The sequence below is a fragment of the Glutamicibacter sp. FBE19 genome (genome assembly GCF_015524875.1).
Classification (GTDB): Bacteria; Actinomycetota; Actinomycetes; order Actinomycetales; family Micrococcaceae; genus Glutamicibacter; species Glutamicibacter halophytocola.
The window spans coordinates 38,865-61,511 of record NZ_JACKQN010000004.1 but is presented as its reverse complement, the minus strand read 5'-3'; the positions used below and the strand labels follow the sequence as shown (position 1 = coordinate 61,511).

At 62.4% G+C, this 22,647-nt stretch carries 19 protein-coding genes and 1 tRNA gene; 13 read left to right on the top strand and 7 right to left on the bottom strand.

Annotation, left to right across the window (positions count from 1 at the left end):
* Window positions 1-29: 29 nt before the first annotated feature.
* Complete coding sequence (locus H6F58_RS08475) at window positions 30-572, top strand: YaeQ family protein (RefSeq protein WP_146277639.1); 543 nt, start codon at window positions 30-32, stop codon at window positions 570-572.
* A gap of 97 nt (window positions 573-669) precedes the next feature.
* Entirely contained in the window at window positions 670-1,872 is a 1,203-nt protein-coding gene (locus H6F58_RS08470) for a glycerophosphodiester phosphodiesterase family protein (protein WP_171918621.1), read from the top strand.
* A 62-nt stretch (window positions 1,873-1,934) separates the two neighbouring features.
* Here the strand turns inward: H6F58_RS08470 and H6F58_RS08465 are convergent.
* Window positions 1,935-2,025, bottom strand: a tRNA-Ser gene (locus tag H6F58_RS08465).
* A gap of 94 nt (window positions 2,026-2,119) precedes the next feature.
* On the bottom strand, window positions 2,120-2,596 hold the full coding sequence (gene tadA / locus H6F58_RS08460) for a tRNA adenosine(34) deaminase TadA (protein WP_060700567.1): 477 nt from the start codon (window positions 2,594-2,596) through the stop codon (window positions 2,120-2,122).
* 147 nt (window positions 2,597-2,743) lie between these two features.
* Between tadA and upp the strand changes: the two genes are divergently transcribed.
* Window positions 2,744-3,391, top strand: a complete 648-nt coding sequence (gene upp, locus H6F58_RS08455) for a uracil phosphoribosyltransferase (protein ID WP_060700568.1) — start codon at window positions 2,744-2,746, stop codon at window positions 3,389-3,391.
* Window positions 3,392-3,422: 31 nt separating this feature from the next.
* Here upp and H6F58_RS08450 read toward each other — a convergent pair whose 3' ends face one another.
* Together H6F58_RS08450 and H6F58_RS08445 are read right to left on the bottom strand one after the other, a co-directional pair.
* Entirely contained in the window at window positions 3,423-4,940 is a 1,518-nt protein-coding gene (locus tag H6F58_RS08450; protein WP_171918622.1) for a HAMP domain-containing sensor histidine kinase, read from the bottom strand.
* On the bottom strand, window positions 4,937-5,677 hold the full coding sequence (locus H6F58_RS08445) for a response regulator transcription factor (protein ID WP_022875560.1): 741 nt from the start codon (window positions 5,675-5,677) through the stop codon (window positions 4,937-4,939). The genes H6F58_RS08450 and H6F58_RS08445 overlap by 4 nt, the downstream gene beginning before the upstream one ends.
* Window positions 5,678-6,293: 616 nt before the next feature.
* Here H6F58_RS08445 and H6F58_RS08440 point away from each other — a divergent pair.
* The 4 genes from H6F58_RS08440 to H6F58_RS08425 all read left to right on the top strand — a co-directional run bounded on the left by H6F58_RS08440 (window position 6,294) and on the right by H6F58_RS08425 (window position 10,645).
* Window positions 6,294-7,079 carry a winged helix-turn-helix domain-containing protein gene (locus tag H6F58_RS08440; RefSeq protein ID WP_060700570.1) on the top strand — a complete coding sequence of 262 codons (786 nt, stop codon included), beginning with the start codon at window positions 6,294-6,296 and terminating at the stop codon, window positions 7,077-7,079.
* A 69-nt stretch (window positions 7,080-7,148) separates the two neighbouring features.
* Window positions 7,149-7,676 carry a histidine phosphatase family protein gene (locus H6F58_RS08435; RefSeq protein ID WP_060700571.1) on the top strand — a complete coding sequence of 176 codons (528 nt, stop codon included), beginning with the start codon at window positions 7,149-7,151 and terminating at the stop codon, window positions 7,674-7,676.
* 228 nt (window positions 7,677-7,904) lie between these two features.
* Entirely contained in the window at window positions 7,905-9,032 is a 1,128-nt protein-coding gene (locus H6F58_RS08430; RefSeq protein ID WP_171918623.1) for a DUF1611 domain-containing protein, read from the top strand.
* 8 nt (window positions 9,033-9,040) lie between these two features.
* Window positions 9,041-10,645, top strand: a complete 1,605-nt coding sequence (locus tag H6F58_RS08425) for an ABC transporter ATP-binding protein (RefSeq protein ID WP_195181573.1) — start codon at window positions 9,041-9,043, stop codon at window positions 10,643-10,645.
* Here H6F58_RS08425 and H6F58_RS08420 read toward each other — a convergent pair.
* From H6F58_RS08420 to H6F58_RS08410, 3 genes are read right to left on the bottom strand one after another with little or no spacing between them, the layout of a single operon-like run.
* Window positions 10,599-11,210: a TetR/AcrR family transcriptional regulator gene (locus tag H6F58_RS08420; protein WP_171918625.1), complete on the bottom strand. Its 612-nt coding sequence runs from the start codon at window positions 11,208-11,210 to the stop codon at window positions 10,599-10,601. The two genes, H6F58_RS08425 and H6F58_RS08420, sit on opposite strands and share 47 nt — an antisense overlap.
* Complete coding sequence (locus tag H6F58_RS08415; protein WP_171918626.1) at window positions 11,207-13,537, bottom strand: YhgE/Pip domain-containing protein; 2,331 nt, start codon at window positions 13,535-13,537, stop codon at window positions 11,207-11,209. Before H6F58_RS08415 ends, H6F58_RS08420 begins: the two co-directional genes overlap by 4 nt.
* A complete protein-coding gene (locus H6F58_RS08410; RefSeq protein WP_171918627.1) occupies window positions 13,537-14,316 on the bottom strand; it encodes an ABC transporter ATP-binding protein in 780 nt (259 codons plus the stop codon). Before H6F58_RS08410 ends, H6F58_RS08415 begins: the two co-directional genes overlap by 1 nt.
* Window positions 14,317-14,514: 198 nt before the next feature.
* On the opposite strand from H6F58_RS08410, the gene H6F58_RS08405 reads away from it, so the two are divergent.
* From H6F58_RS08405 to H6F58_RS08380, 6 genes are all read left to right on the top strand, one after another.
* A complete protein-coding gene (locus H6F58_RS08405) occupies window positions 14,515-16,431 on the top strand; it encodes an ExeM/NucH family extracellular endonuclease (protein WP_171918628.1) in 1,917 nt (638 codons plus the stop codon).
* 268 nt (window positions 16,432-16,699) lie between these two features.
* Window positions 16,700-18,031, top strand: a complete 1,332-nt coding sequence (locus tag H6F58_RS08400) for an extracellular solute-binding protein (RefSeq protein WP_171918629.1) — start codon at window positions 16,700-16,702, stop codon at window positions 18,029-18,031.
* 189 nt (window positions 18,032-18,220) lie between these two features.
* Window positions 18,221-19,222: a sugar ABC transporter permease gene (locus tag H6F58_RS08395; protein ID WP_244652517.1), complete on the top strand. Its 1,002-nt coding sequence runs from the start codon at window positions 18,221-18,223 to the stop codon at window positions 19,220-19,222.
* Window positions 19,215-20,102: a carbohydrate ABC transporter permease gene (locus H6F58_RS08390; protein WP_146277655.1), complete on the top strand. Its 888-nt coding sequence runs from the start codon at window positions 19,215-19,217 to the stop codon at window positions 20,100-20,102. The genes H6F58_RS08395 and H6F58_RS08390 overlap by 8 nt, the downstream gene beginning before the upstream one ends.
* Window positions 20,102-21,520 carry a GH1 family beta-glucosidase gene (locus tag H6F58_RS08385; protein ID WP_146277657.1) on the top strand — a complete coding sequence of 473 codons (1,419 nt, stop codon included), beginning with the start codon at window positions 20,102-20,104 and terminating at the stop codon, window positions 21,518-21,520. The genes H6F58_RS08390 and H6F58_RS08385 overlap by 1 nt, the downstream gene beginning before the upstream one ends.
* A 104-nt stretch (window positions 21,521-21,624) precedes the next feature.
* Entirely contained in the window at window positions 21,625-22,638 is a 1,014-nt protein-coding gene (locus H6F58_RS08380) for a LacI family DNA-binding transcriptional regulator (RefSeq protein WP_244652494.1), read from the top strand.
* Window positions 22,639-22,647 lie beyond the last annotated feature (9 nt).

Sequence of the window (22,647 nt, the reverse complement as noted above, 5' to 3'; positions counted from 1 at the left end):
GTGCCGCACGCGCTGTAAACTCGAGAACTATGGCTATCGGCGCGACTATGCACACTTTTGAAGTTCAACTTGCTGATGTAGATCGCGGGGTTTACGAGGATCTTTCTCTGCGCGTGGCGCAGCATCCTTCTGAAACCGATGCCTACATGATCACGCGCGTTCTGGCTTACTGCTTGGAATACGAAGAAGGGATCACCTTCTCGGCCGGTGGCGTATCCACGGGCGAAGAGCCAGCGATCCTGGTCAAGGATCTGACTGGGCTGATCACGGCATGGATTGAAGTAGGTGCGCCGGATGCACAGAGGCTTCACCTTGGCAGCAAACGAGCAGACCGCGCGGCCATCTACACTCACCGGGATCCTGCCAAGCTGCTTTCGGCCTGGCGGGGCAAAACCATTCACCAAGCTGAAGATATTCGCTTTCGATCTTTTGATTCCGTTTTCATTGATGAGGCGGTGCGCTGCCTAACCCGCAGAAACACAATGTCCGTTTCGGTGACCGAAGGCCAGATCTATCTTGAGCTGAATGGAACGAATTTGGAGACGCAATTCAGCGAACACGCTATTGAGTAGTAAACATTAATCTCTGCTTCAACTGACCTTGAGGTGGAGGTCATGCGCGCGCGGAAGCATGGCTGGTGTTCATCAACAACACCAAAGGAAATCCACCATGAAACTGCGCAACATCACCCTCGGGGCAGCAGCCCTCTGCCTGGTTGCCGGAGTTAGTGCACCGGCAGCAGCAACGGAGATTGAGTCATCGGATTCCGGCCCTTTGGTCATTGGGCACCGTGGCGCTGCAGGTGTAGCACCGGAGAACACCTTGGAAGCCATCAAGGCCGGAAGCCAGTCGGGTGCCGAATTCATCGAAATCGATGTCCAGCTTTCCAAAGACGGCGTCCCGTTCATCTTCCATGACGGAACTCCGGCCCGAACCACAAATGTTGAAGACGTGTTCCCAGAACGTGCTAACGATCCGATTACTTCGTTCACCTGGGCTGAATTGCAGCAGCTGGACGCCGGCTCGTACTTCTCAGCCAGTTTTGCCGGTGCCAAGATTCCGCACTTCGATGATGTTCCCGGCGCATTGGCTGGCCAGATCGGCGTGTTCATCGAGATCAAGGACCCAGCGAAGTCCCCTGGAGTCGAACAGGTAGTCGCTGACGCTCTGGCTAAGAATGGCCAGTGGAAGTCCTTGCTGGAGTCCGGAAAGATTGAAGTTCTTGGTTTTGATGCGGCCTCCAACGAACGTTTCGCCCAGCTGGCCCCTGAGGTGCCATTGCAGCAGCTGACCGGAACCGTTCCCTCGGCGCAGGAACTGGAGCACTACGCAACCTATGCTGATGCTTTCGGCACCAGCTACCGCACTCTCGACGCAGCCGGGGCACAACGCGTGAAGGATGCCGGCCTGGGGCTGGGCGTCTACACGGTCAACGCTCCTGAAGCGGCCGACGAAGCCATGGCTCTGGGCGTCGAGCGCATCACCGGGGACTTCCCGCAGCAGATTGATCGACACCTCGAAGGGCAGAAGGTCTTCCCCGCAAACAACGGCGTGCTGATATCGGATGCCGTCAACGATGTGCCAGGCAGCGATGTCACCCCGGAAAACGGCGAACACGTCATCGTGGAGAACACCAGCCAGCGCACCATTGACGTCAGCGGCTACCTGATTCGCGATGCGGCCAATAACAAGCTGCAGATCGGCGAAGGCTACGAGCTGGCACCGGGCGCGAAGCTGCGTGTGTACTCCGGACCAGGCACCAACAGCGATGAAGCGTTCTACGTTGACGGAGCAGGCGTGCTGAACAACGACGGCGACTCGCTGGCGTTGTGGAATGCCAAGGGCAAGCTCACCGACCTTTTCGCAAACTAGTGCGCATCTGGTTCTAGGCAAAGCAAAACCCCGGAAATCCAAAGGATTTCCGGGGTTTTCATTGGCGGTGACGGTGGGATTTGAACCCACGGTACGGGGTTACCGTACACAACATTTCGAGTGTTGCACCTTCGGCCGCTCGGACACGTCACCAGACCTGATAACTCTATACCGAACCAAAGGTGAATACAAAAACGAGAGCGCGATAATCGCCCTGAAGTGGCTCGAAACACACAAATGGGGGCGATTAGCCGCGTTTTGCCTTGAAAAATTCGCGCAAGAGTTCGGCGCATTCCTGCTCTTTGACCCTCGAATAGACTTCGACCCAGTGGTTCAAGCGCGGTTCGCGCACGATGTCGAACACCGATCCACAGGCTCCGGCCTTTTCATCCCAGGCGCCAAAAACAAGTTTGGGGATGCGAGACAGGACGATTGCGCCGGCGCACATGGCGCAGGGCTCCAATGTGACCACTAGTGTGCAGTCGGCCAAGCGCCAACCGTCGTCTTGGCCGCGTTCTTCCAAGGCCCGCACCGCATGGCGAATGGCGACCACTTCGGCATGGGCGGTGGGGTCTTTGATCGCTTCGCGCTCATTGCGCCCGGTGGCCAGCACACGGCCCTCGGGGGAGATGACCACCGCGCCGATCGGCACGTCGTCGGTGGCCAGCGCCGCGCGCGCCTCGTCCAAAGCGAGGTCCATCCAGGCATCGTATTCGTGCACCATAGTGCTTTTACTCTACGTGCTTTCGGGCGTCCAAGGCTGGCCGTGGCGCTCAATTCCTGTTTCCTTGGGCACACCAAACTCGTTGGACAGCGGAATTTCGGGCGCTTTCCTCGATTCGCCCGCCGGTGTGCTGATAGATTTCTACTTATGCGCGTACAGGTAGTCGACCACCCGCTGGTGGCACACAAGGTATCGGTTCTTCGAGATAAGAACACCCCGTCTTCGATCTTCCGCCAGCTGACCGATGAACTGGTCACCCTGCTGGCTTATGAGGCCACCCGCGAGGTGAAGACCGAAAGTGTCCAGGTCCAGACCCCGGTCGCCACCACTATCGGCACTGCCATTGCCAAGCCAACCCCGCTGGTAGTCCCCATCCTGCGTGCCGGACTGGGCATGCTCGAAGGCATGACGCGCCTGGTCCCCACCGCAGAGGTAGGCTTCCTGGGCATGGCCCGCAATGAGGAAACCCTGGACATCATCACCTACGCGGATCGCGTGCCCAACGACCTGACCGGCCGCCAGGTCTTCGTGCTGGACCCGATGCTGGCTACCGGCGGCACCCTGGCCGAGGCGATCAAGTTCATTTTCGATCGCGGCGCCGAGTCCGTAACCTGCATCTGCCTGATCGCGGCCCCTGAGGGCGTCGCCCGCCTGGAAGAAATCCACGGCGACGACAACCGCGTGCACGTAGTGCTCGCTTCGCTGGATGAGAAGCTGAACGAGAAGTCCTACATCATTCCAGGCTTGGGCGATGCCGGTGACCGCCTGTACGGTGTCACCCCGCCTATCGCCTAGCAAGCACCAGGCAATAGCCCATAGGCCGCGGTTACTTGACCGCGGCCTCTGGCGTTTTCGGCCCAGTTTCCTCGCCGGCTAGCGGCAGGCGAACCTCGAAGACGGTATTGCCGGGCTCGGAGCTCACGGAAATGCTGCCACCGTGCGCTTCGACGATGCTCTTGGCGATCGGCAGTCCCAGCCCGGTTGTTCCATCGGAACCGGAGCGGGCCTTGTCGGCACGGGTGAAGCGCTCGAAAACCTTCGGCAGGAACTCTGGGGCAATGCCTTCGCCGGTGTCGTGCACCTCAAGCACCGCCTCATCGGTCTCGTCATCCTGGTCCACCGTCACGGTGACCGTATTGCCAGCAGAGGTGTGCTTGCGCGCGTTGGCCAGCAGGTTGGTGATCACCCGGCGCAGCGAGGCTGAGTCGCCGAAAACCATGGTCTGCTCGGCGCAGCACTCGAATTCCCAGTGATGGTCGCTGGCGGTCAGCTTGAAGTCCTCGGTAATGTCCGCGGTGAGCATGCCCAAATCAAGCCTGCTGCGCTTGAACGAATTTTCTTCGTCCAGTCGTGCCAACAGCAATAGATTCTCCACCAGCGACCCCATCCGGCTGCTTTGCTGCAAGACCCGGTCGATCGAGCGCTGGCCGTCAGGGGAGAAGTGCTCGGTGGCGGAGAGCAGCTCGGTGTAGCCGCGAATTGAGGACAACGGGGTGCGCAATTCATGCGAGGCATCGGCGACAAACTGGCGCATCTGGGCCTGCGACTTTTCGCGGGCGGTCAGCGCCGTGGAGACGTTGCTGATCATGGCGTTCAGCGCGTTGCCGACATTGCCGACTTCGGTTCCCGGGATCGCATCCGCGGAAGGGACCCGCTGGGTCAGCGCCACCTTGCCCGAATCCAGGTCCTCGGCGGCCACGGATGCGGCCACGGAGGCCACGCGCTTGAGCGAGGCCAGCGAGCGGGAAATCAGCCACGAGCCGGCCAATCCGGCGCCGGCGATCAGGATCAGGGCGATAAACAGCGTCAGCCAGGCCATGCCGCGCAGGGCCAGGTCGGTGCCATGCAGCGGCAAGCCGACGATCAGGATCCCGTTGGAGCCCGAATCCTTGACTGCGACCAGGTAGTAGTCGCCCACGGTCAGATGGGCCCGTACCGGATGGAAATTATCCTTGTCGGGATGCAGGTCGCTGAGTTCAAGATCCACCATCGGGATGGCATCTTCCTGGCTCAGCTGCTGCCGCTCGCCGGTGCGCTCATCGAGCACCCCGCCGTTGAAGACATATTTGTCGACAAAGCGCGCGGTCAGGGTGCCGGCAGCCTGGCCCGGGGCATCCAAGCGGGAGTTCACCGCGGGAGCGCCCTGCGAATAATTCAGTGCGCGCTCGGTGGTCAGACGCAGCTGGCTATTGAGCTGGTCCATCAGGGTCTGGCGCATGCCGGCGTTGTACAGCACACCGAGGAGCACGGAGACCGCGGTGAGCGAGGTCAACAGGATGAGCAGGAGCTTGCGCTGCAAGGAATGCGGCGAGCTGACCTTGGTGCTGGGGGAGAAAAAGCTCATGCCGCCGGCTTCAGCACATAGCCGACGCCACGCACGGTATGGATCATTGGCTCTGCATCAACGTCGATCTTCTTGCGCAGATAGGAGATGTAGAGTTCGACGATATTCGCCTGGCCGTCGAAGTCGTAGTGCCACACGTTATCGAGGATCTGCGATTTGGACACCACGCGCCGGGCGTTGCTCATCAGGTAGCTGAGCAGGTCGAATTCTGTGGCGGTCAGCGAGATATCGCGACCAGCCCGGGAGACATCATGCGAATCCATATTCAGCACCAGATCCCCTACTACCAGTTCGGCGGTATCCGCGGCGGCTGCCCCGGAGCGCTCAACCAGGCGGTGCAAGCGGATCAGGACTTCTTCGAGGCTGAATGGCTTGGCCACGTAGTCGTCGGCCCCGGCGCCGAGCCCTTCGATGCGATCTTCCACCGCATCCTTGGCCGTGAGGAAGAGGACCGGGATCTCGGGGAAATGGGTGCGGACCTTGCGCAGCACTTCTGGGCCATCAAAGCCTGGCAGCATCCAGTCCAAAACGAGGACGTCCGGTGCCAGCGAGCGCGCGGTGGCTACAGCTTCCGGGCCGTCATGAGCCATGGTGGCTTCCCAACCGAGCATGCGGGTTCCCATGGCGACCAGTTCGGCCAGCGAGGGTTCGTCGTCAACGACGAGGACTTTGATGGGGGTGCCGTCGGGATGGGTGAGGCGGGGCAGCTGCGAAGGTGAAAACCGGGATTCATTCATGTTTAACAGCCTCTCCTATTGCCTTGGGGTAAGAATATGATTTTGCTGTGTGCGAGCTATGACTGCATGTCGAGTTTATGCAGGAATTTTGCTGACCGGTAGTGCTTAATTTGGTCAAGCCTTGCGTTCGGCGAATGATTGGAGTGTGGACAACGCTATGGGGTGAATGGATATTCAGGGACGTGAATGGACTGGTCGGTATGCATGATCTGGTCGGAAAGCTTGAGCATATTGAGTAGTTAAGCGCTTAGATACCCTAGATATGCCTAAAGTGTCCTGCATCACCTTTGGGCGTTTTCATCTCACTATATGGACAGCCGCCTGGTTTGTTACTTGCAAGTTGACAATGTTACGAGGAAACTAGATGTGTGAGTACGGCGCAGAACAGCAAAAAGCATCCCGGCGGACAGCCGAGGTTTGCCGATGCATGTTGCAATCGAATGCTCGGCGTCAACGGCGCAAAAACGGAATTATGAGCCTTTCATAATCGAGATTTTGCCGGTCGTTGACGGGAAACCCAACTGCTGGACGTGGACGAAGGCCGCGAACAGCGCAAGCAAAACCCGAAGCACGAGCGCCAAGCCACTTGGCCTTCGCACTAAAAGAGGAAATCATCATGTCGGCTGGATCCGGATACGTCCACGTTTCAATTCGCAACGCGCAGAACCGCGCAGCTGCTGCACAGCGCCAGGCAGCTGGCAACTATGCACCAGCGGGCTATCGCCCACTGCGCGCTGTTTCCAGCGTCCAGGAAACTCGTGAAGCCGCTCATCAGCCGACCAGCACCCCGGTACAGCCAGTGGGCCAGGCAAGCGCTGACACTTCAGCCCGCGGCTTCGTGCTGTATGTGGGCCTGGATGAAACCGCAGCCCAGGCACAGGGCACCTCGCTGGGCAAGCTGGCTACCCAGGTTCGCGCATTCCTCGCTACCCTCTCGCCGCAGGCGCAGACCCACGCGGCGGTAGCCTTGGCGCCAACCAGCGCCCAGGGCGAGCCTATTGATGTTGTCCGCCAGGCGCTGGGAGACCCAACCGTCTCGCGCCGTCCGCGGGCCGAAGCCCGTCCAAGCACCCCGCGCCCATCGGGTGTGCTGATCGACCTGTCCCGCCGCGAGGTGTACCTGGACGGCGAGACCCTGAACCTGACCTTCAAGGAATTCGAGCTGCTGAACTTCCTCGTGGAGAACGGCACCCGCACCGTCGGGCGCGAAGAGCTGCTGGAAAACCTGTGGCGCAATGCCGAAGAGGTGCCCAATGAGCGCACCATCGACGTGCACATCCGTCGCCTGCGCTCCAAGCTGGGCCGCCTGGCCAATACCGTGCGAACCGTGCGCGGCCAGGGCTACCGCTTCTACGAGCACCCGGAAGTTGTCGTCTGGGCAGCTCCTGAATACTCGATCTAGTTTCATCACCTGGCAGCGGCGGGCAAACCATATTCGGTTTGCCCGCCGCTGCTGTCTTAAGCTGGGAAGATGAACACCATGCATTCGCGCAAGCTCATCTTGATGCGCCACGCCAAGGCCGACTACCCGCTGGGCGTCGTGGATCACGATCGGCCGCTGGCTGCCCGAGGGCACCGCGAGGCCCCATCGGCCGGCGCCTGGCTGGTGGAACAGGATCTGGTTCCCGACTACATCCTGTGCTCGGACGCGTTGCGGGCCCGGTCCACCTGCGCATGGGTGCTCTCGGAACTGGGCGAAAAAGGGCCAACGCCCTATGTGGACTCGCGAATCTATGGCGCCGGTGTCGCGCAGCTGTGCTCCATCATCAACGAGGTGCCCGATACGGTGAGCAATCTGCTGGTGATCGGGCATCAGCCGGTTCTCCAGGAACTGGCCCTGCGGCTGGCCTCGGCCGACTCCGATGAAGAAGCCGTGTACGAGCTGGCGATGAACTATCCAACGCTCGGTACCACCGTGCTGGAAACCAGCTACCCGTACTCGCATCTGGATGTTCGCGATGCCCGCGTCACGCATTTCCTTGCGCCGCGGCCAGAATGAGAAAACTCTCACCAAGTTTATTCTTATCTACTAGTCAACCCGCGTTATATGGATGATCTGCGGTTATGAGAAGCAGATGAAAGCCCTCTCATCGATTGCACCACAAGGCCTCAGTCCTCGTTCATCTTCTCTTAATCATTGCTCTATTCACTAAGGACTGTTGGCACCGCAGCCAGCACCGGAACACCATCAGGTGCACCGGGCCTTGCGTGAAAGAGGAATGGGACCATGGCCGTCATCGCAGAAACACTTCCAGTTCAGAGCACCGCCGCACGCAAAGACGTGCAGCAGCGCATCGACGCTGCACGTGCCCGGGCCATCCGGGCCGCCTACACCACCCGCTTCGTCGCCGCGGAACTGCAGCGCAATCCGCAGGACTTCCAGATCGTGCGCCAGACGCGGATGGTTCCAGGCCCCGGAGACGTGGTGATCGCGAAGGTGACCGAGCTGGGCAAGCATAAGCATTTGCAGTCCCCTGCCTCGCGCCGCCAGCTGATTTTTGCTGGCCAGGAAATCATGGTGGCCTACGGCCACCGCTACGCGCCGGACCAGTTCCTGGCGCACGTTCCCCAGGATCTGGGGCCCTGCCAGCTGGTGGCCGGAGGCGGCGTGGCCAGCGAAGTGATCGAGCAGCACGCATCCATCGACCAGGCCACGCAGCTGGAGCCGGTGGGCCTGCTGGTGCGCCACGGCAAGGTGGTGAACCTCCTGGACTTCGCGCCGCTGGACATCAACAACGATTCGCCCCGCGCAGCGCACGCCGGAGCGGTGAGCCCGCCGGTCATCGCGGTGCTGGGCACCTCGATGAACTCCGGGAAGTCCACCACCCTGGGCTGCCTGGTCAATGGGCTGGTCAACGCCGGGATGAGCGTGGCCGCGGGCAAGGCGACCGGCACCGGGGCCGGCAACGACCCGAACCTGTTCATCGATGCCGGAGCGTTCAGCGTGTGCGACTTCACCGACTTCGGCTACCCGACCACCTACCGGCTGGACTATGAGACGGTGCGCTCGCTGCTCGTGGCGATGATCCGGGAGCAGCGCGCCAGCGGAGCAGATGCGGTGATCATCGAGATCGCCGACGGGCTGTTCCAGGGGGAAACCTCCCGATTGCTGGCCGACCCGATGTTTGCCGAACATGTGGACCGGGTGCTGTTCAGCGCCCAGGACGCGCTCGGGGCGCAGGCCGGGGAGCGCATCTTGCTGGAAGCCGGGCTCGATCTGGCCGCGGTCAGCGGGGTGGTGACCGCTTCGCCGCTGGCCGCGCAGGAAGCCCAGAGCCAGCTGTCCACCCCGGTGATCGGCACCTTTGAGCTGTGCCAGGCCGAGGTAGCCACCAGCCTGATGCGTGCCAAGTAGTGCAGCCATTGGCATCTGGGAACCGCTTGCCCCGGCTGGTTGCACCGGGGAGGCGCAGGCTGCTGGCGGGGCTCTTGGGCCTGGGCATTCTCGCCGGTCTGCTCTCGATCGCCATCGGCTGGCTGATCGGGCAGCTTTCCGCTGGTTATGCCATCGCTGCGCTGTGCGCCGTGATTGGGCTGGTGACCGGGTTTTTTGCGGCGAAGTACCTGGAACGGGTGCTCGCAGAGAAACTCGGGCAGCACTATGTGGCGCAATTGCGGCGCGGGCTGATCGCCCATGCGCTGCGCAGCGAGCGCGGCCCTTCGGCCGGGATCACCATCGCCCGCTCCACCAATGACCTGTCCTCGATCCGCAACTGGATTGTGCAGGGCCTGGTGCCGCTGGTGGCGGGGCTGCCGTTGCTGCTGGTCAGCGGTGCCGGGTTGTGGCTCATGCACCCCTTGCTGGCCGCGAGCCTGGGGTTGACGCTATTGCTCGAGGCGGCGCTTTTGGCGGGCCTGGCTGGCGGAACTTTTGCCAGCGCCAGGAGCCTGCGCCGGCATCGCGGGAATTTGGCGGCCCGGATCTCCGACACCGTGGCCGCGCGAACCGCGATCGCCGCCGGGGGAGGGATCGACCGCGAGGTGGCGCGGGTGCAGGGTTCTGCGCAGAAGGTGATCGACGCGTCGGTGCAACGGGCCCGCTATGCCGCCGCCCTGCGCGGCTCGGCATTGGCCGTGCCGCTGCTGGGCACCGCGCTGGTGGTCGGGATCTGCGCGGCGGCAGGCCTGCCTGGCTCCGCGGTGGCTACGGCGCTGACGCTGATGGGGATTTGCGCCGGGAGCCTGGGCGAATGGGGCAAGGCGGTGGAGTACCGGCAGAACTACAAGGCCGGGCGCCGGATCCTGGCCCCGTTGCTGGCCCAGGAAGAGCAATGGCGAGGCAGCGACGCGCGGCAGGCCAGCACCCGGGATGCCAGGGAGCTGCTGGGCCAGCCTTCGGCGGTGCGGATCCATCCGCCGGCGCGGGATCCGGACCGCTTCCCGGTGCTGCGCGCCCAGCCGGGCGAACGCATTGAGGTGCTGGGGACCCAGGAGCAGTGCTCCAGGCTGTTGGCGGCCATCGCCACCGGGAGCTATGGCCAGTGCGGCCAGGGCCAAGCCGGCGTATGGATCGCCGAAGGGCGCAGCGAGGACCTGCCTGAAGCCTCCCGGCGCAAGCTGGTGGGCGCGGCGCTGGAATCGATGGTGCCAGAACGCGGCAGCCTGGGGCGGGCCCTGCGCTACCGCCACCCCGGAGCCTCGATGGGCAAGGCGCTGGCACTGGCCGCCCAGTGCGGGCTGGATCTGGCAGCGCTGCCGCAGGCAGAGGAGACCAGGCTGCGCCGAGGCGGGGAACCGCTGGGACGCGGCCAGCAGGCGGCGCTGCTGGTGGCCCGCGCCCTGCTGCGCGAGCCGCCGGTGCTGGTGCTCGATGAGCTGGCCACCCGGCTGCCGGCACGGGGCTATGCCCAGCTGCTGGAGCGGCTGGAGCGCTACCCGGGAGTGGTGATCTACTCCGGGCAGCTGCCGGGGATTAAGCCGACTAGCTCGTGGCGTGCGGACGGGTGGCCAGCAGCCCGTCAACCGTGAGCATCACGGCGCTGATGACCTGATCGCGCGCCAAATCCGCGCGGCCGGTGGCCCGCATCCGGGCGGTGAACAAGGCGGCGCCGAAGATGGTGGTGGCCACCGGGAATTTTTCGGCCTGGTCGAGCCGGACCAGGCGTTCGAGGACCTGGAGCAGCACATCGGTGACCTGGCGATGCAGCGTCGTGGTGCTGAAGTCGCTAGTGTCATCGGCGCGCAATTGCTCCTGCATCCACAGCTGGACAAAGGCCGGGTAGCTGGCCACGAAGTCCATGGCGAATTCCACCATGTGCTTCAGCGCCAGGTAGGGCTGTGGCCCGGCGGCTGCGCGGGAAAGCTCGTCCATCAGCTTCTGCGCGCCGAAGTCGAGGATCTGGCTGATCAGCTCGTCCTTGGACCCGAAGTTGTAGTAGACGGTGCCCTTGGACACCCCGGCGGCCGCGGCGATCTGGTCCACCGAGACGGCCTCCGGGGCCCGTGTGCCCAGCAAGGTCATGGCGGCCTCGAAAATCCGTTCCTTGGAATCGGTGGCGCGCACCCGCCGGCGTTGGCTGGCTGGCGTGGTCATTCCTTGAGCTCCGGCTGCAGGACCTTCAGGGTCCAGGTCTTGTTCTTCCGCACCGCGAGCATGCTCAGCAGCAAGCCCAGGGCGGTGTAGATCAGCAGCGAGCCGAGCACGGTGGAAAGCACGCCCAGATCGGCCCCGTACACCAGGTGGCGCATGCCGATCACCACGTTGCCCATCGGCAGGATCTGGTGCAGGAACTGCAGCGGCTCCGGCAGGGTCTCCCAGGGGAAGGTGCCGCCGGCGGTGATCAGCTGCAGGACCATGAGCACCAGCACCAGGAACTTTCCTGCGGTGCCCAGCAGGGCGAAGAACCCCTGGATCAGGGCGCTGAAGCACAGGGCGGCGCAGACCAGCAGGAGCCAGGCCATCCATGGGTGGGCGGTGGTCAGGCCCAGGCCGAAGTGCACGGCCGCGTAGAGCAGGCTGGTTTGCACCACCGCGATGGCGGCGAAGGGCAGCCACCCGCCGATCGAGATCTTCCAGTTGCTTCCGTTGGAGAGCAGCGCGCGCTTGGTGATCGGGCGCATGACCTGGGTGAGGACCAAAACGCCGATGTAGGTGGCCAGGGTCATGAAGAAGGGGGCCAAGCCGGCGCCATAGGACTGGGCTTCGGCCTGCTTGACGTTATCCAGCGCCACCGGGGAGCCGATGACGTCGGCCAGCTGGTCGCTGGTCTTCTGATCGGGGTTCGGGACCTGCTTGACCCCGTCATCCAGGCCGCTGGAGAGCTGCGAGGATCCGTCTTCGAGCTGTCCGGCGCCCTTGGACAGGTCGCCGACGCCGTCGGAGAGCTTGACCAGTCCGCCGTGCAGCGCATCGGTTCCCTGCACCAGGGTTCCGGCGCCTTCATCGAGGGCTTTGGCGCCGCCGGCAGCCTGGGAGGTTCCGGCCAGCGCCGACTTTTCCCCGGCGGCCAGTTTCTTGGCTCCGTCGTTGGCGCTGTGGGCGCCGGTGGCCAGTGCGGCCGAGCCGTCGGCGGCGCTGGAAATGCCATCCACCAGGCTTGGCACCGCGGCGTCCAGCTTCTTGGTCCCCTCGGCTAGGGTGCCCAGGCCGGTGGCCAGCTGCTGATTGCCATCGGCGACCTTTTCGGAGCCATCGGCAAGCGTATGCAATTTCGACTGCATTGACGACAAGCCGCTGTTCACCTGGTCCACCTTGGATTCCAGGGCGTTGGGCAAGGCGGATTCCTCGACGCTCTGGCTGATCGTGGACTTGATGGCCTTGGCTTGTTCGGCGCTCAGCGTGCCCTCGGCGACCAGCTGATCCAGCTGCGCCTGGGCGTCGGTTTTGACGTTTTCCAGCCGCTGGTCGGTGTCGGCCTGCAGCTGGTTGATCACCGAGATCGCCTCATCTGCGGTGGTGGCCAGCTGCTGGTTTCCGTCGGCGACCTGGCGCGAGCCGGTGGCCAGCTGATCGGCGGCGCCCTTGGCGCTCTGGGTGCCGTCGTTAAGCTGGCTGACCGAGTCAGGGAGGGACTTGGTCTTGGCCTGCATGGTTTGCAGCCCCTTGCTCAGCTTGTCCGCGCCGGTGGCCAATTCGCCGGTGCCGTCGGCCAAATCGCTGGCCCCATTGCTCAGCTTTTTCTGTCCGGCCAGCAAATCCTGCAGTCCTCCCGAGAGCTGGGAGGTGCCGTCCTTGAGCTTCACGCTGCCCTCGGAGAGCTCGCTGCTGCCGTCGACCAGCTTGGTGGTGCCATCGGCCAGGGTGAGCACGCCGTCTCCGAGGCTCAGGGTTCCGTCGTAGAGCTTCTTCGCGCCGTCGGCGGCATCGCCCATGGAGCTGTGGATGTCCACAAAGCCGGCGATCATTGCCGAGGCGGTTTCCGTGCCGACCTCTTCGGAGACCGAGGTGCGCACCTCGCCGGCGAGGGTGCGCGCAAAATTGGAGACCATGAAGTTGTTCGCGTCGTTGGTCAGCAGCTCAAGGTCGGCCTGGTCGGCATCCTTGAAGTCGCCGGGGGAGACCAGCGCTGCCGAGAAGTCATCGGGCAGCACCAGGGCGAACGCGTATTCGCCGCTGGCTACGGCGTCTTCGGCTTCTTTCCGGGTGTCGAGGTGGGCCCAGCTGAAGGTGCCGTCCTCTTCGAGGTTCTCCACCACGTCATCGCCGACGCGGGTGAACTCGCCGTCCTTTTTGGCTCCGTCATCGAGGTTGACCACGGCCGCGGTGACCTTGTCGAGGTTTCCCTGCGGGTTCCAGTTGGCATAGAGGTAGAGCGCTCCGTAGAGCAGCGGTACGCAGGTCAGGGCGATCAGCGCCAGCTTTGGCAGGGTGCCGCGGGTCATGCGCTTGAGTTCGGAGAGCGCGAGCTGCAACGTCGTCATTAGTTGTCCTTCGCTTCGCTGGCTGGTTCGGGAAGATCCAGATCCAGTTCTTCCTGCACAAATTCTTCGGCTGCCGGCTCTTCTTGCTCCGGCGCCTCGTCGATCAGCAGTGCCGTATCGAGCAGGCCGGTTTCCGGCGGGGAAATTTCAAGGGGTTCTTGCCAGCTGGAGCCCAGGTGGCTGACCGGCCCATCCCAGTCGTAGGGGACATTGGCGACGATGGCGACCACCGCGAATTCGCGGTGCGATTCGGCAAAGTCCAGCAGCAGGCCCAGCCACATCTCGTCGTGCATGTCGTGGCGGTCAGGGGAGTCGAGGACCAGCGATTGGATTTTCGGGTTCTCGGCGGCCAGCAGCAGCAGCAGTTCAAGGCGCCGGACCGGGTCGATGGCATCGGCCCATTGCGTGGCGACATCACTGAATCCGTGCTGTTCCATCCACTTCTTGGGCCGCGGCTTGCGCCAGATCGGGCCGGGGATCAAGGCGAGATCCTCGACGATGACATCGCGGACCTTCATATGGGATTCGGGCTCGTTGACCTCGGGGGAATCGAGCAGGGCGGTGTGCTGGCGCAGGGTTTTCAGCGAGTCGGCGTGGCCCCAGGACACCGCGCCGGTGGTGGGCTTCATCCGTCCGCTGAGCGCGAGGGCCAGTGCGGTGCGCGAAATTTGCGGGTCGGCAACCACGAGGTGGACCTCGCCGGGCATGACCTGCAGCGAGGTAGGCGGCACCAGCTGGTCGTGGCGTCCATTGACGGTGACTGAATCTGCGATAAGCACAGTTACAGACTAATTGAACTGACCGGTCAGTTCAATTAGTGCGAATATTCCTTTAATCACCTCTGGACGTAAACCGCTTGATGCTTTTGGATGGTTCTTGGATAGGCCTTGCAAAGACCGGGTGAAGTTCATGAGTCGTTCACCGGACTTTGATTATCTTCAGGCCTGGACACCATCGATCATCAACTGAGGGACATCATGAGCAAAAGACGAACTACGCGCATTGCAGCAGTGTTGTTGTCAGGGGCGGTTGCCGCAACCAGCTTCAGCGCAGCCCAGGCCGACACCATCGAGATCACCCCGATCGAGCAGGTGCAGGGCACCGGCGACAGCTCTGCGCTGGCTGGCCAGCAAGCCACCGTGCGCGGGGTGGTCACCGGCGCCTACGCCGAGGGCGGGATCCGCGGTTTTTACCTGCAAAGCGCCGGCACCGGGGCCCAGCTGCCAACCGGCGGCAGCCCGGCGGTATTCGTTTACGCTCCCGACGAGGTGTCCTCCGTGCAGGTGGGGGATCACCTGCAGGTTTCCGGGACTGTCAGCGAGTACTATGGGCTCACCCAGATCAAAGCCGAAAGCGTCCAGGGCCTGGAGGAAGCCGCCGAAGCCATCAAGCCGCTGGCCATCTCCCTGCCCAGCGACGAGGCCGGGCGCGAGCAGATCGAATCCATGCTCGTAGAACCGCAGGGCGAGTTCACCGTCTCGGATAACTACTCGCTGAACCAGTACGGCGAGCTGAGCCTGGCCATGGGAACCAGCTCGATCCTGCCAGGTGAAAAATTGCTCCGCCAGCCCACCGATGTTTTTGCCCCGGGCAGTGGCCAGGCTGCCGCGCTCGCCGAAGAAAATGCGCAGCGCTCCATCGTGGTTGACGACGGCGCCACGCTGAACTTCAGCACCGCCAAGAACACCACGGTGGCCCTGCCCTACATTGACGCCGAACAGCGGGTCAGCGTTGGCGCCAACGCCGCCTTCACCGGTCCGATGATCCTGGACTACCGCTACGATTTGTGGCGGCTGCAGCCCCAGGGCCAGGTGATTGGCGCTGACGACGCGGACATTGCCCTGGCATTTGAGCAGATCGACAACGAAGCACCGCAAGAAGTAGGCGGCAATGTGAGTGTCGGCAGCTTCAACGTGCTGAACTACTTCACCACCACCGGAGACCAGCTCGAAGGGTGCAAGTACTACACTGACCGCGAGGGCAATCCGCTGACCGTGCGCCAGGGCTGTGATGCCCGCGGAGCTGCCAACGCGGAGAGCTTCGCACGCCAGCAGTCCAAGATTGTTGCGGCGCTGGGCAAGTTCACCGCCGATGTGGTGGTGCTCGAAGAGATCGAAAACTCGGCCCGTTCCGGACAGGACCGCGACGCCGCCCTCGCCCACCTCGTGGAGCAGCTGAACTCGGCTGCCGGCCAGAAGATCTGGAGCTACGTGCCAAGCCCGGCGGCTATTCCGGCTGACGAAGATGTGATCCGCACCGCGATCATCTATCGCGCCAAGACGGTGAAGCCGATTGACGAATCGGTCATCCTCGACGATGAGGCCTTTGGCAATGCCCGAGATCCACTGGGCCAGGCTTTCCAGAAGGTCGGCGGCAACCAGAACACCCGTTTTGTCGTGGTGGCCAACCATTTCAAGTCCAAGGGATCCAACCCCGATGACGGTTCGGGCAATGCCGACTCCGGCGACGGACAGGGAGCCTGGAATGCCGACCGCGTTGAGCAGGCCAAGGCCCTGGTTGGCTTTGCCGATCAGCTCAAGCAGTCGCGCAATACCCGCAAGGTGCTGCTGGCTGGAGACTTCAACTCCTACGCCGCCGAGGATCCAATCCGGGTGCTCGCCGATGCGGGCTACGTTGACCTGGGCGCCTCGGCGGATTCGCAGAGCTACATCTATGACGGATTGAGCGGTTCCCTGGACCATATTCTGGCCTCGCCAGAATTGGCCGCCAAGGTGACCGGGCAGGATATCTGGAATATCAACGCCATCGAATCCGTGGGCTATGAATACAGCCGCTACAACTACAACATCACCGACCTGTTTACCGCGAACCAGTACCGCTCATCGGATCATGATCCGGTGCTCGTCGGACTGGAACTGAATAAAAAGGGCTAGTTGCCGCCCCTTTGATTGGCCGGGCACCCTTCCTCGTGAAGGGTGCCCGGCCAATTTTTCTTTGGGGCTTGACAAGAAAGTTCCATCGTGGAGAATTGATGAAGAAGTTTTGTGAGAGCGCTCACAAAATCACTAAGCGGAGCTGCTTTCATTGCCATGGCAAGCAGGGTTCAGGGATGGGCCCTATTATTTTTGCTGTATTTTGAGAGCGCTCTCAAAATTAGTTGGTCCCACCCACTCGCACGAACCGAACTTGAATGGAGTCACCGTGAACCCCTCACGAACAACTCGGCTTGCCAAGGTACTAGCACTGACCTCAAGCATCGCACTGCTCGCCGCAGGCTGCTCATCGGGCGAAAGCAAAGACGCCGTCCAGCCAGCCTCGGCCGAGAATCCCGTGACCCTGGCGGTCACCACCTTCGGCACCCAGGGACTGGATCCCCTCTACAAGAAGTACGAACAAGAGAACCCGGGCGTCACCATCGAAGCCACCAATATCGACACCGGCGGCAACGCGCTGACCGACTGGAAGACCAAGCAAGCCGCCGGTGCGGGCTTGCCGGATGTCCAGGCCGTGGAAGAAGGCTGGCTCGGCCAGGTCATGACCGTCTCCGACAGCTTCACCGACCTTAATGAATATGGCGCGGGCGAAATCTCGGGCGACTGGGTGGACTGGAAGGTCAAGCAGGCCACCGATGCCAACGGGCGAACCATCGGCTACGGCACCGACATCGGCCCCATGGGCCTGTGCTTCAACAGCAAGCTCTTCAAGGATGCCGGCCTGCCCAGCGATCGCGACAAGGTGGCCGAACTCTTCGGCGGCGACGACGCCACCTGGGAGGATTTCTTCTCTGTCGGCGAGGACTATGTGAAGAAATCCGGCAAGGCCTTCTACGACCAGTCCGGTTTCGTCTGGAATGCCATGGTCAACCAGCTCGATGAAGGCTACTACAAGACCGACGGCACCTTGAACATCGACTCGAACACCGAACTGCGCCAGCGCTGGGACCAGCTGTCCGCTGCGGCGTCCAAGGGTCTGTCTTCGGGGCAGACCCAGTGGGACTGGGGCAAGGGCCAGGCCTTCGTTGATGGCTCCTTCGCCGTGATGCCGTGCCCAGGCTGGATGCTGGGCAATGTCAAGGGCCAAGTCGAAGGCGCCGGTGGCGATGCGAAGGACGGCTGGGACTTTGCCGATGTCTTCCCGGGCGGCCCGGCCAACTGGGGTGGCGCATTCTTGACGGTGCCAAGCACCTCCAAGCACCCTGCCGAAGCAGCCAAGCTGGCCCAGTACCTGACCAGCGCCACCTCGCAGGCCACTTCCTTCGAAGAAGCGGGAGCCTTCCCGAGCAACCTTGAAGCCCAGAAGTCCAAGGCCGTCACCGGCGAGAACGAGCTGACCAAGTTCTTCAACGGCGCACCCATTGGCGAAATCCTCGGCCACCGTGCCGAAGGAGTGAAGGCCCAGTTCAAGGGCGCCGAGGATTCGGTCATCCAGGAGCAGGTCTTCGGGCCAGCAACCATCGCCATCGACCAGGGCACCGACGGCGAAGCCGCCTGGAACAGCGCCCTGTCAACGCTGCAGGAACTGGACATCAAGTAATCCGATAGCCACCACCGCATGGTGCGGGGCTGGGCAGCACCTACGGGCCTGGCCCCGCACAACGCAACTGCAGCAGAAAAGATGACACTGATGAGCACCACGACACCTATGTCACGGCCGAAACCCGCGGCCGAAAAACCAAGCACTCCCACCGTCGAAAAACTGGAGGAATCCAAGGCCGAACGCGCCATGCGCCGACGGCACCTGCGCGGGCGGCTGGACTTTAAATACTCGCCGTATCTTTACATCTCGCCCTTTTTCATCCTCTTTGCACTGGTCGGGCTCTTCCCGCTGATCTATACCTTTGTGGTGTCGATCAACGACTGGGACCTGCTGGGCGGGGCTGGCGACTGGGTGGGCCTGGATAACTACAAAGCCGAGCTGGCGTCCCCGCTGTTCTGGAACTCGCTGTTTAACACCTTCAGCATCTTCCTGCTCTCGGCCATCCCGCAGCTGGTGGTGGCCACGTTCATTGCCTCGATGCTCGACCAGAACATTCGCGCCAAGACCTTCTGGCGGATGAGCGTGCTGGTGCCCTATGTGGTCACCCCGGTGGCGGTGACGCTGATCTTCTCCACAGCCTTCGACGAGAAGTATGGCCTGATCAACAACCTGCTCGGTGCCCTGAACCTGGATGCGATCGCCTGGAAGACCGAGGTGTTCCCCTCGCATATGGCCATCGCGGCCATGGTGAACTGGCGCTGGACCGGCTACAACGCGCTGATCCTGCTCGCGGCCATGCAGGCGGTGCCGCGTGAACTGCATGAATCGGCAGCCATTGACGGGGCCGGGGCGATTCGCCGCTTCTTCTCCATCACGCTGCCCAGCATCCGCCCCACAATGATCTTCGTGATCATCACCGCGACCATCGGCGGCCTGCAGATCTTCACCGAGCCAAAACTCTTCAACCCCAGCAGCTCGGTCCCCGGCGGGCCAGACCGGCAATACCAAACCACCGTGCTCTACCTGTGGGACCTGGCCTTCAACCGCGGAGACTTCGGCCGCGCCTCGGCCGTGGCCTGGATCCTGTTCCTGATCATCATCGTCATTGGCGTGATCAACTTCTTGATCTCCGGCACCATCGCCTCGTCATCGGAGCAGAAGAAACCCCGCCGAGCGGTCAACCGCGCCGACAAACGTGCCAGGAATCGCTTCGCCAGCTTGCAGACAGGAAGTGCCAAAGATGAGTAACGCCACCGTGCAACGGGCCTCGGTGCCCAAGGTCGCGCGCCCGGGCCGGGGAAAGAACTTTTCCGCCGACCGGCGCCCCGGATTCCTCACCTACGGCATCCTGCTGGCATTCCTCATCGGCAGCACCTACCCGCTGTGGTATTCCTTCGTCATTGGTTCCTCCACCGGTGCCGTCTTCTCCTCGGCCTGGCCGCCGCTGTTGCCCGGCGGGCAATTTTGGGTCAACGTGGCCGAGGTGTTCGATTCGGTCGACTTCTGGGCGGCGCTGGGCAACAGCCTGGTCGTCTCCTCGGTGATCACCTTCTCGGTTGTCAGCTTCTCCACCTTGGCAGGCTATGCTTTTGCCAAGCTGCGCTTCCGCGGGCGCCAGGGACTGCTGATCTTCGTGATCGCCACATTGGCGGTGCCGACCCAGCTGGGCATCATCCCGATGTTCATGATGATGAAGCAGCTGGGCTGGACCGGCTCCCTAGGAGCGATCATGATCCCGACTCTGGTCACTGCCTTTGGAGTCTTCTTCATGCGCCAGTATCTGGTGGACAACATCCCGGACGAACTGATTGAAGCTGCCCGCGTTGACGGAGCATCAATGATTGGCACCTTCTGGCATGTTGGCGTGCCGGCGGCCCGTCCGGCCATGGCGATCCTGTCGCTGTTCACCTTCATGACCGCGTGGACCGACTACCTGTGGCCGATGCTCGTGGCCCCGCAAACACCCACCCTGCAGGTGGCCCTGAGCCAGCTGCAATCTGCCCGATATGTCGACTACACCATCGTGATGACTGGCGCGCTAATGGCCACGATTCCCCTGCTGTTGCTCTTCGTCGTGGCAGGCAAACAACTTGTATCCGGAATTATGGCAGGAGCTGTAAAGGGCTAATGACTCATCACCTATCCCAAGAATTTTCGTGGCCCAAGCACTTCCTCTTCGGCTCGGCCACCGCGGCGGCTCAAATCGAGGGCGCAGGCCATTCATATGGCAAGGAAGACTCCGTCTGGGACGCCTTTGCCCGCAAGGAAGGAGCCATCGCCGGGGGAGAAAACCTCGAGGTGGCGGTAGACCACTATCATCGCTACCGCGAAGACGTAGGGCTGATGCGGGAACTGGGGCTTGATTCCTATCGTTTCTCCACCAGCTGGGCCCGGGTGGTGCCCGGCGGCCGCGCGGTCAATGAGCAGGGGCTGGATTTTTATTCACGCCTCGTTGACGAGCTGCTGGAGAACGGCATCCTGCCATGGCTGACCCTCTACCACTGGGACCTGCCCCAGGCGCTGGAAGAACACGGTGGCTGGGCCAACCGCGATACCGCTTACCAATTTGTCGAGTACGCCGAGGCGGTCTACGGCAAGCTCGGCGACCGCGTGCAGCACTGGACCACCTTCAACGAGCCGCTGTGCTCGTCGCTGATCGGCTACGCCGCCGGCGAGCATGCACCGGGACGCCAAGAACCTGAGGCCGCGCTGGCCGCCATGCACCATCAGCATCTGGCCCACGGGCTTGCCACCCGGCGGTTGCGCGAATTGGGTGCGCAAGAACTTGGCATCACCTTGAACCTGACCAATGCCGTGCCCAATGACCCTGCCGATCCGGTGGACCTTGAAGCATCCCGCCGCATCGATGCGTTGTGGAACCGGATGTATCTGGATCCGGTCCTGAAGGGCTCCTACCCGGAAGACCTCTTGGAGGATGTCGGCCATCTGGGGCTGTCCGGCGTGATTCATCCCGGGGACCTGGAAATCATCCACCAGCCCATCAATTTCCTTGGCGTCAACCACTACCACGATGACAATGTGTCCGGCCACCCGCTTCCAGAAGGCCAGCCAGCTGCGGTGGTTCCCACGGATTCCGCCAAGTCTTCTCCATTCGTGGGCAGCGAGTACGTGACCTTCCCGGCGCGCGACTTGCCTCGCACCGCCATGGGGTGGGAAGTGAACCCGCAGGGATTGCGGGTGCTGCTTAACCGTTTGCGGCAGGACTACGCGAACCTGCCGGCGCTCTACATCACCGAAAACGGTGCCTCGTACACCGATGAGGTGAGCGAAGCGGGAACCGTCGATGACCACGAGCGCAGCGAATACATCTTGGACCATCTGGATGAAGTTGCCCGTTCCATCGAGGACGGCGTAGATGTCCGTGGCTATTTCGTTTGGTCATTGCTGGATAACTTCGAGTGGGCCTGGGGCTATGACAAGCGCTTTGGCATCATCTATGTCGATTACCAGAGCCAAGAACGAATCATCAAGAATAGCGGTCGGGCCTACGCAAGCCTGATTGCCGCTAATCGTACAATGGCATAACACCTGAGCGTGATGGTCCGCGGCCCCGGCTAGGGGCGTTGCGGACCATCTTGCGTGCTTGGGTGGCCAGCAAACTACCCGGACCCAGGCGCACAGGAATGAGCATGCAAGAACCACGCAAGCCGCAGGCAACACTGGAAGTGGTCGCAGAGCGAGCCGGGGTTTCGCGCGCCACGGTATCGCGTGTGGTCAACGGTTCGGACCGGGTGAAAGCTGATGCCAGGAAGGCCGTTGAACAGGCGATCCGGGAGCTGAACTATGTCCCCAACCGGGCAGCTCGTTCGCTGGCCCAGGGGAGGACCAACTCGATTGCGCTCGTGGTTCCCGAAAATACGGCGAAGTTCTTCGCAGATCCCTATTTTGCCAAGGTGGTTCAGGGGGCCGCTCAATATGTGGCGGGCACCGAATTCATGCTGACCTTGTTGCTCTCGACCGAATCGGATCCTGCAAAAACCACCCGCTATCTCCAGGGCGGAAACGTTGATGGGGCTTTGGTGCTGTCGCATCATGCGGCGGACCGCTCCTATGCGGATCTGGGCTCCCTGCTGCCGCTGGTCTACGGCGGACGCACCATGAGCACCGACCAGAATGAAATCTATGTAGTAGACATCGACAATATTGCTGCCGCCCGCCAAGCAACCGAAGTCATCATTGCCCAGGGGCGCACCAGGCTGGCGATGATCGCCGGGCCGCAGGACATGGGCGCCGGTTTGGACCGCTTGACCGGATTCCAGCAGGCAGTTCACAACGCCGGGCTAGAACCGGCGGTCATAAGGATTGGTGATTTCACACCCGCCAGCGGACACCGGATCATGCAGCAGCTGATTGAAAGCAAGGCCGATTTTGATGGCTTGTTTGCCGCCAGTGCGCAGATGGGTTTCGGAGCATTGCAGGCGCTGGCCGAAGCAGGATTCAAAGTGCCCGCGGATGTATCGGTGACTGCGGTGGACGACGACTCGTTCGCGCGCAGTTCCACCCCGCCCCTGACCACAATTGCGCAGTTCCCTGAACGCCAGGGCGAGATCATGGCTGAATTGCTGATCAAGAGGATCCAGGGCGAGCAGGTGCCCGAGTGGAGCATCATGGACACCAAACTTGTGCTGCGCGATTCCCACTAGCTGGCAGGT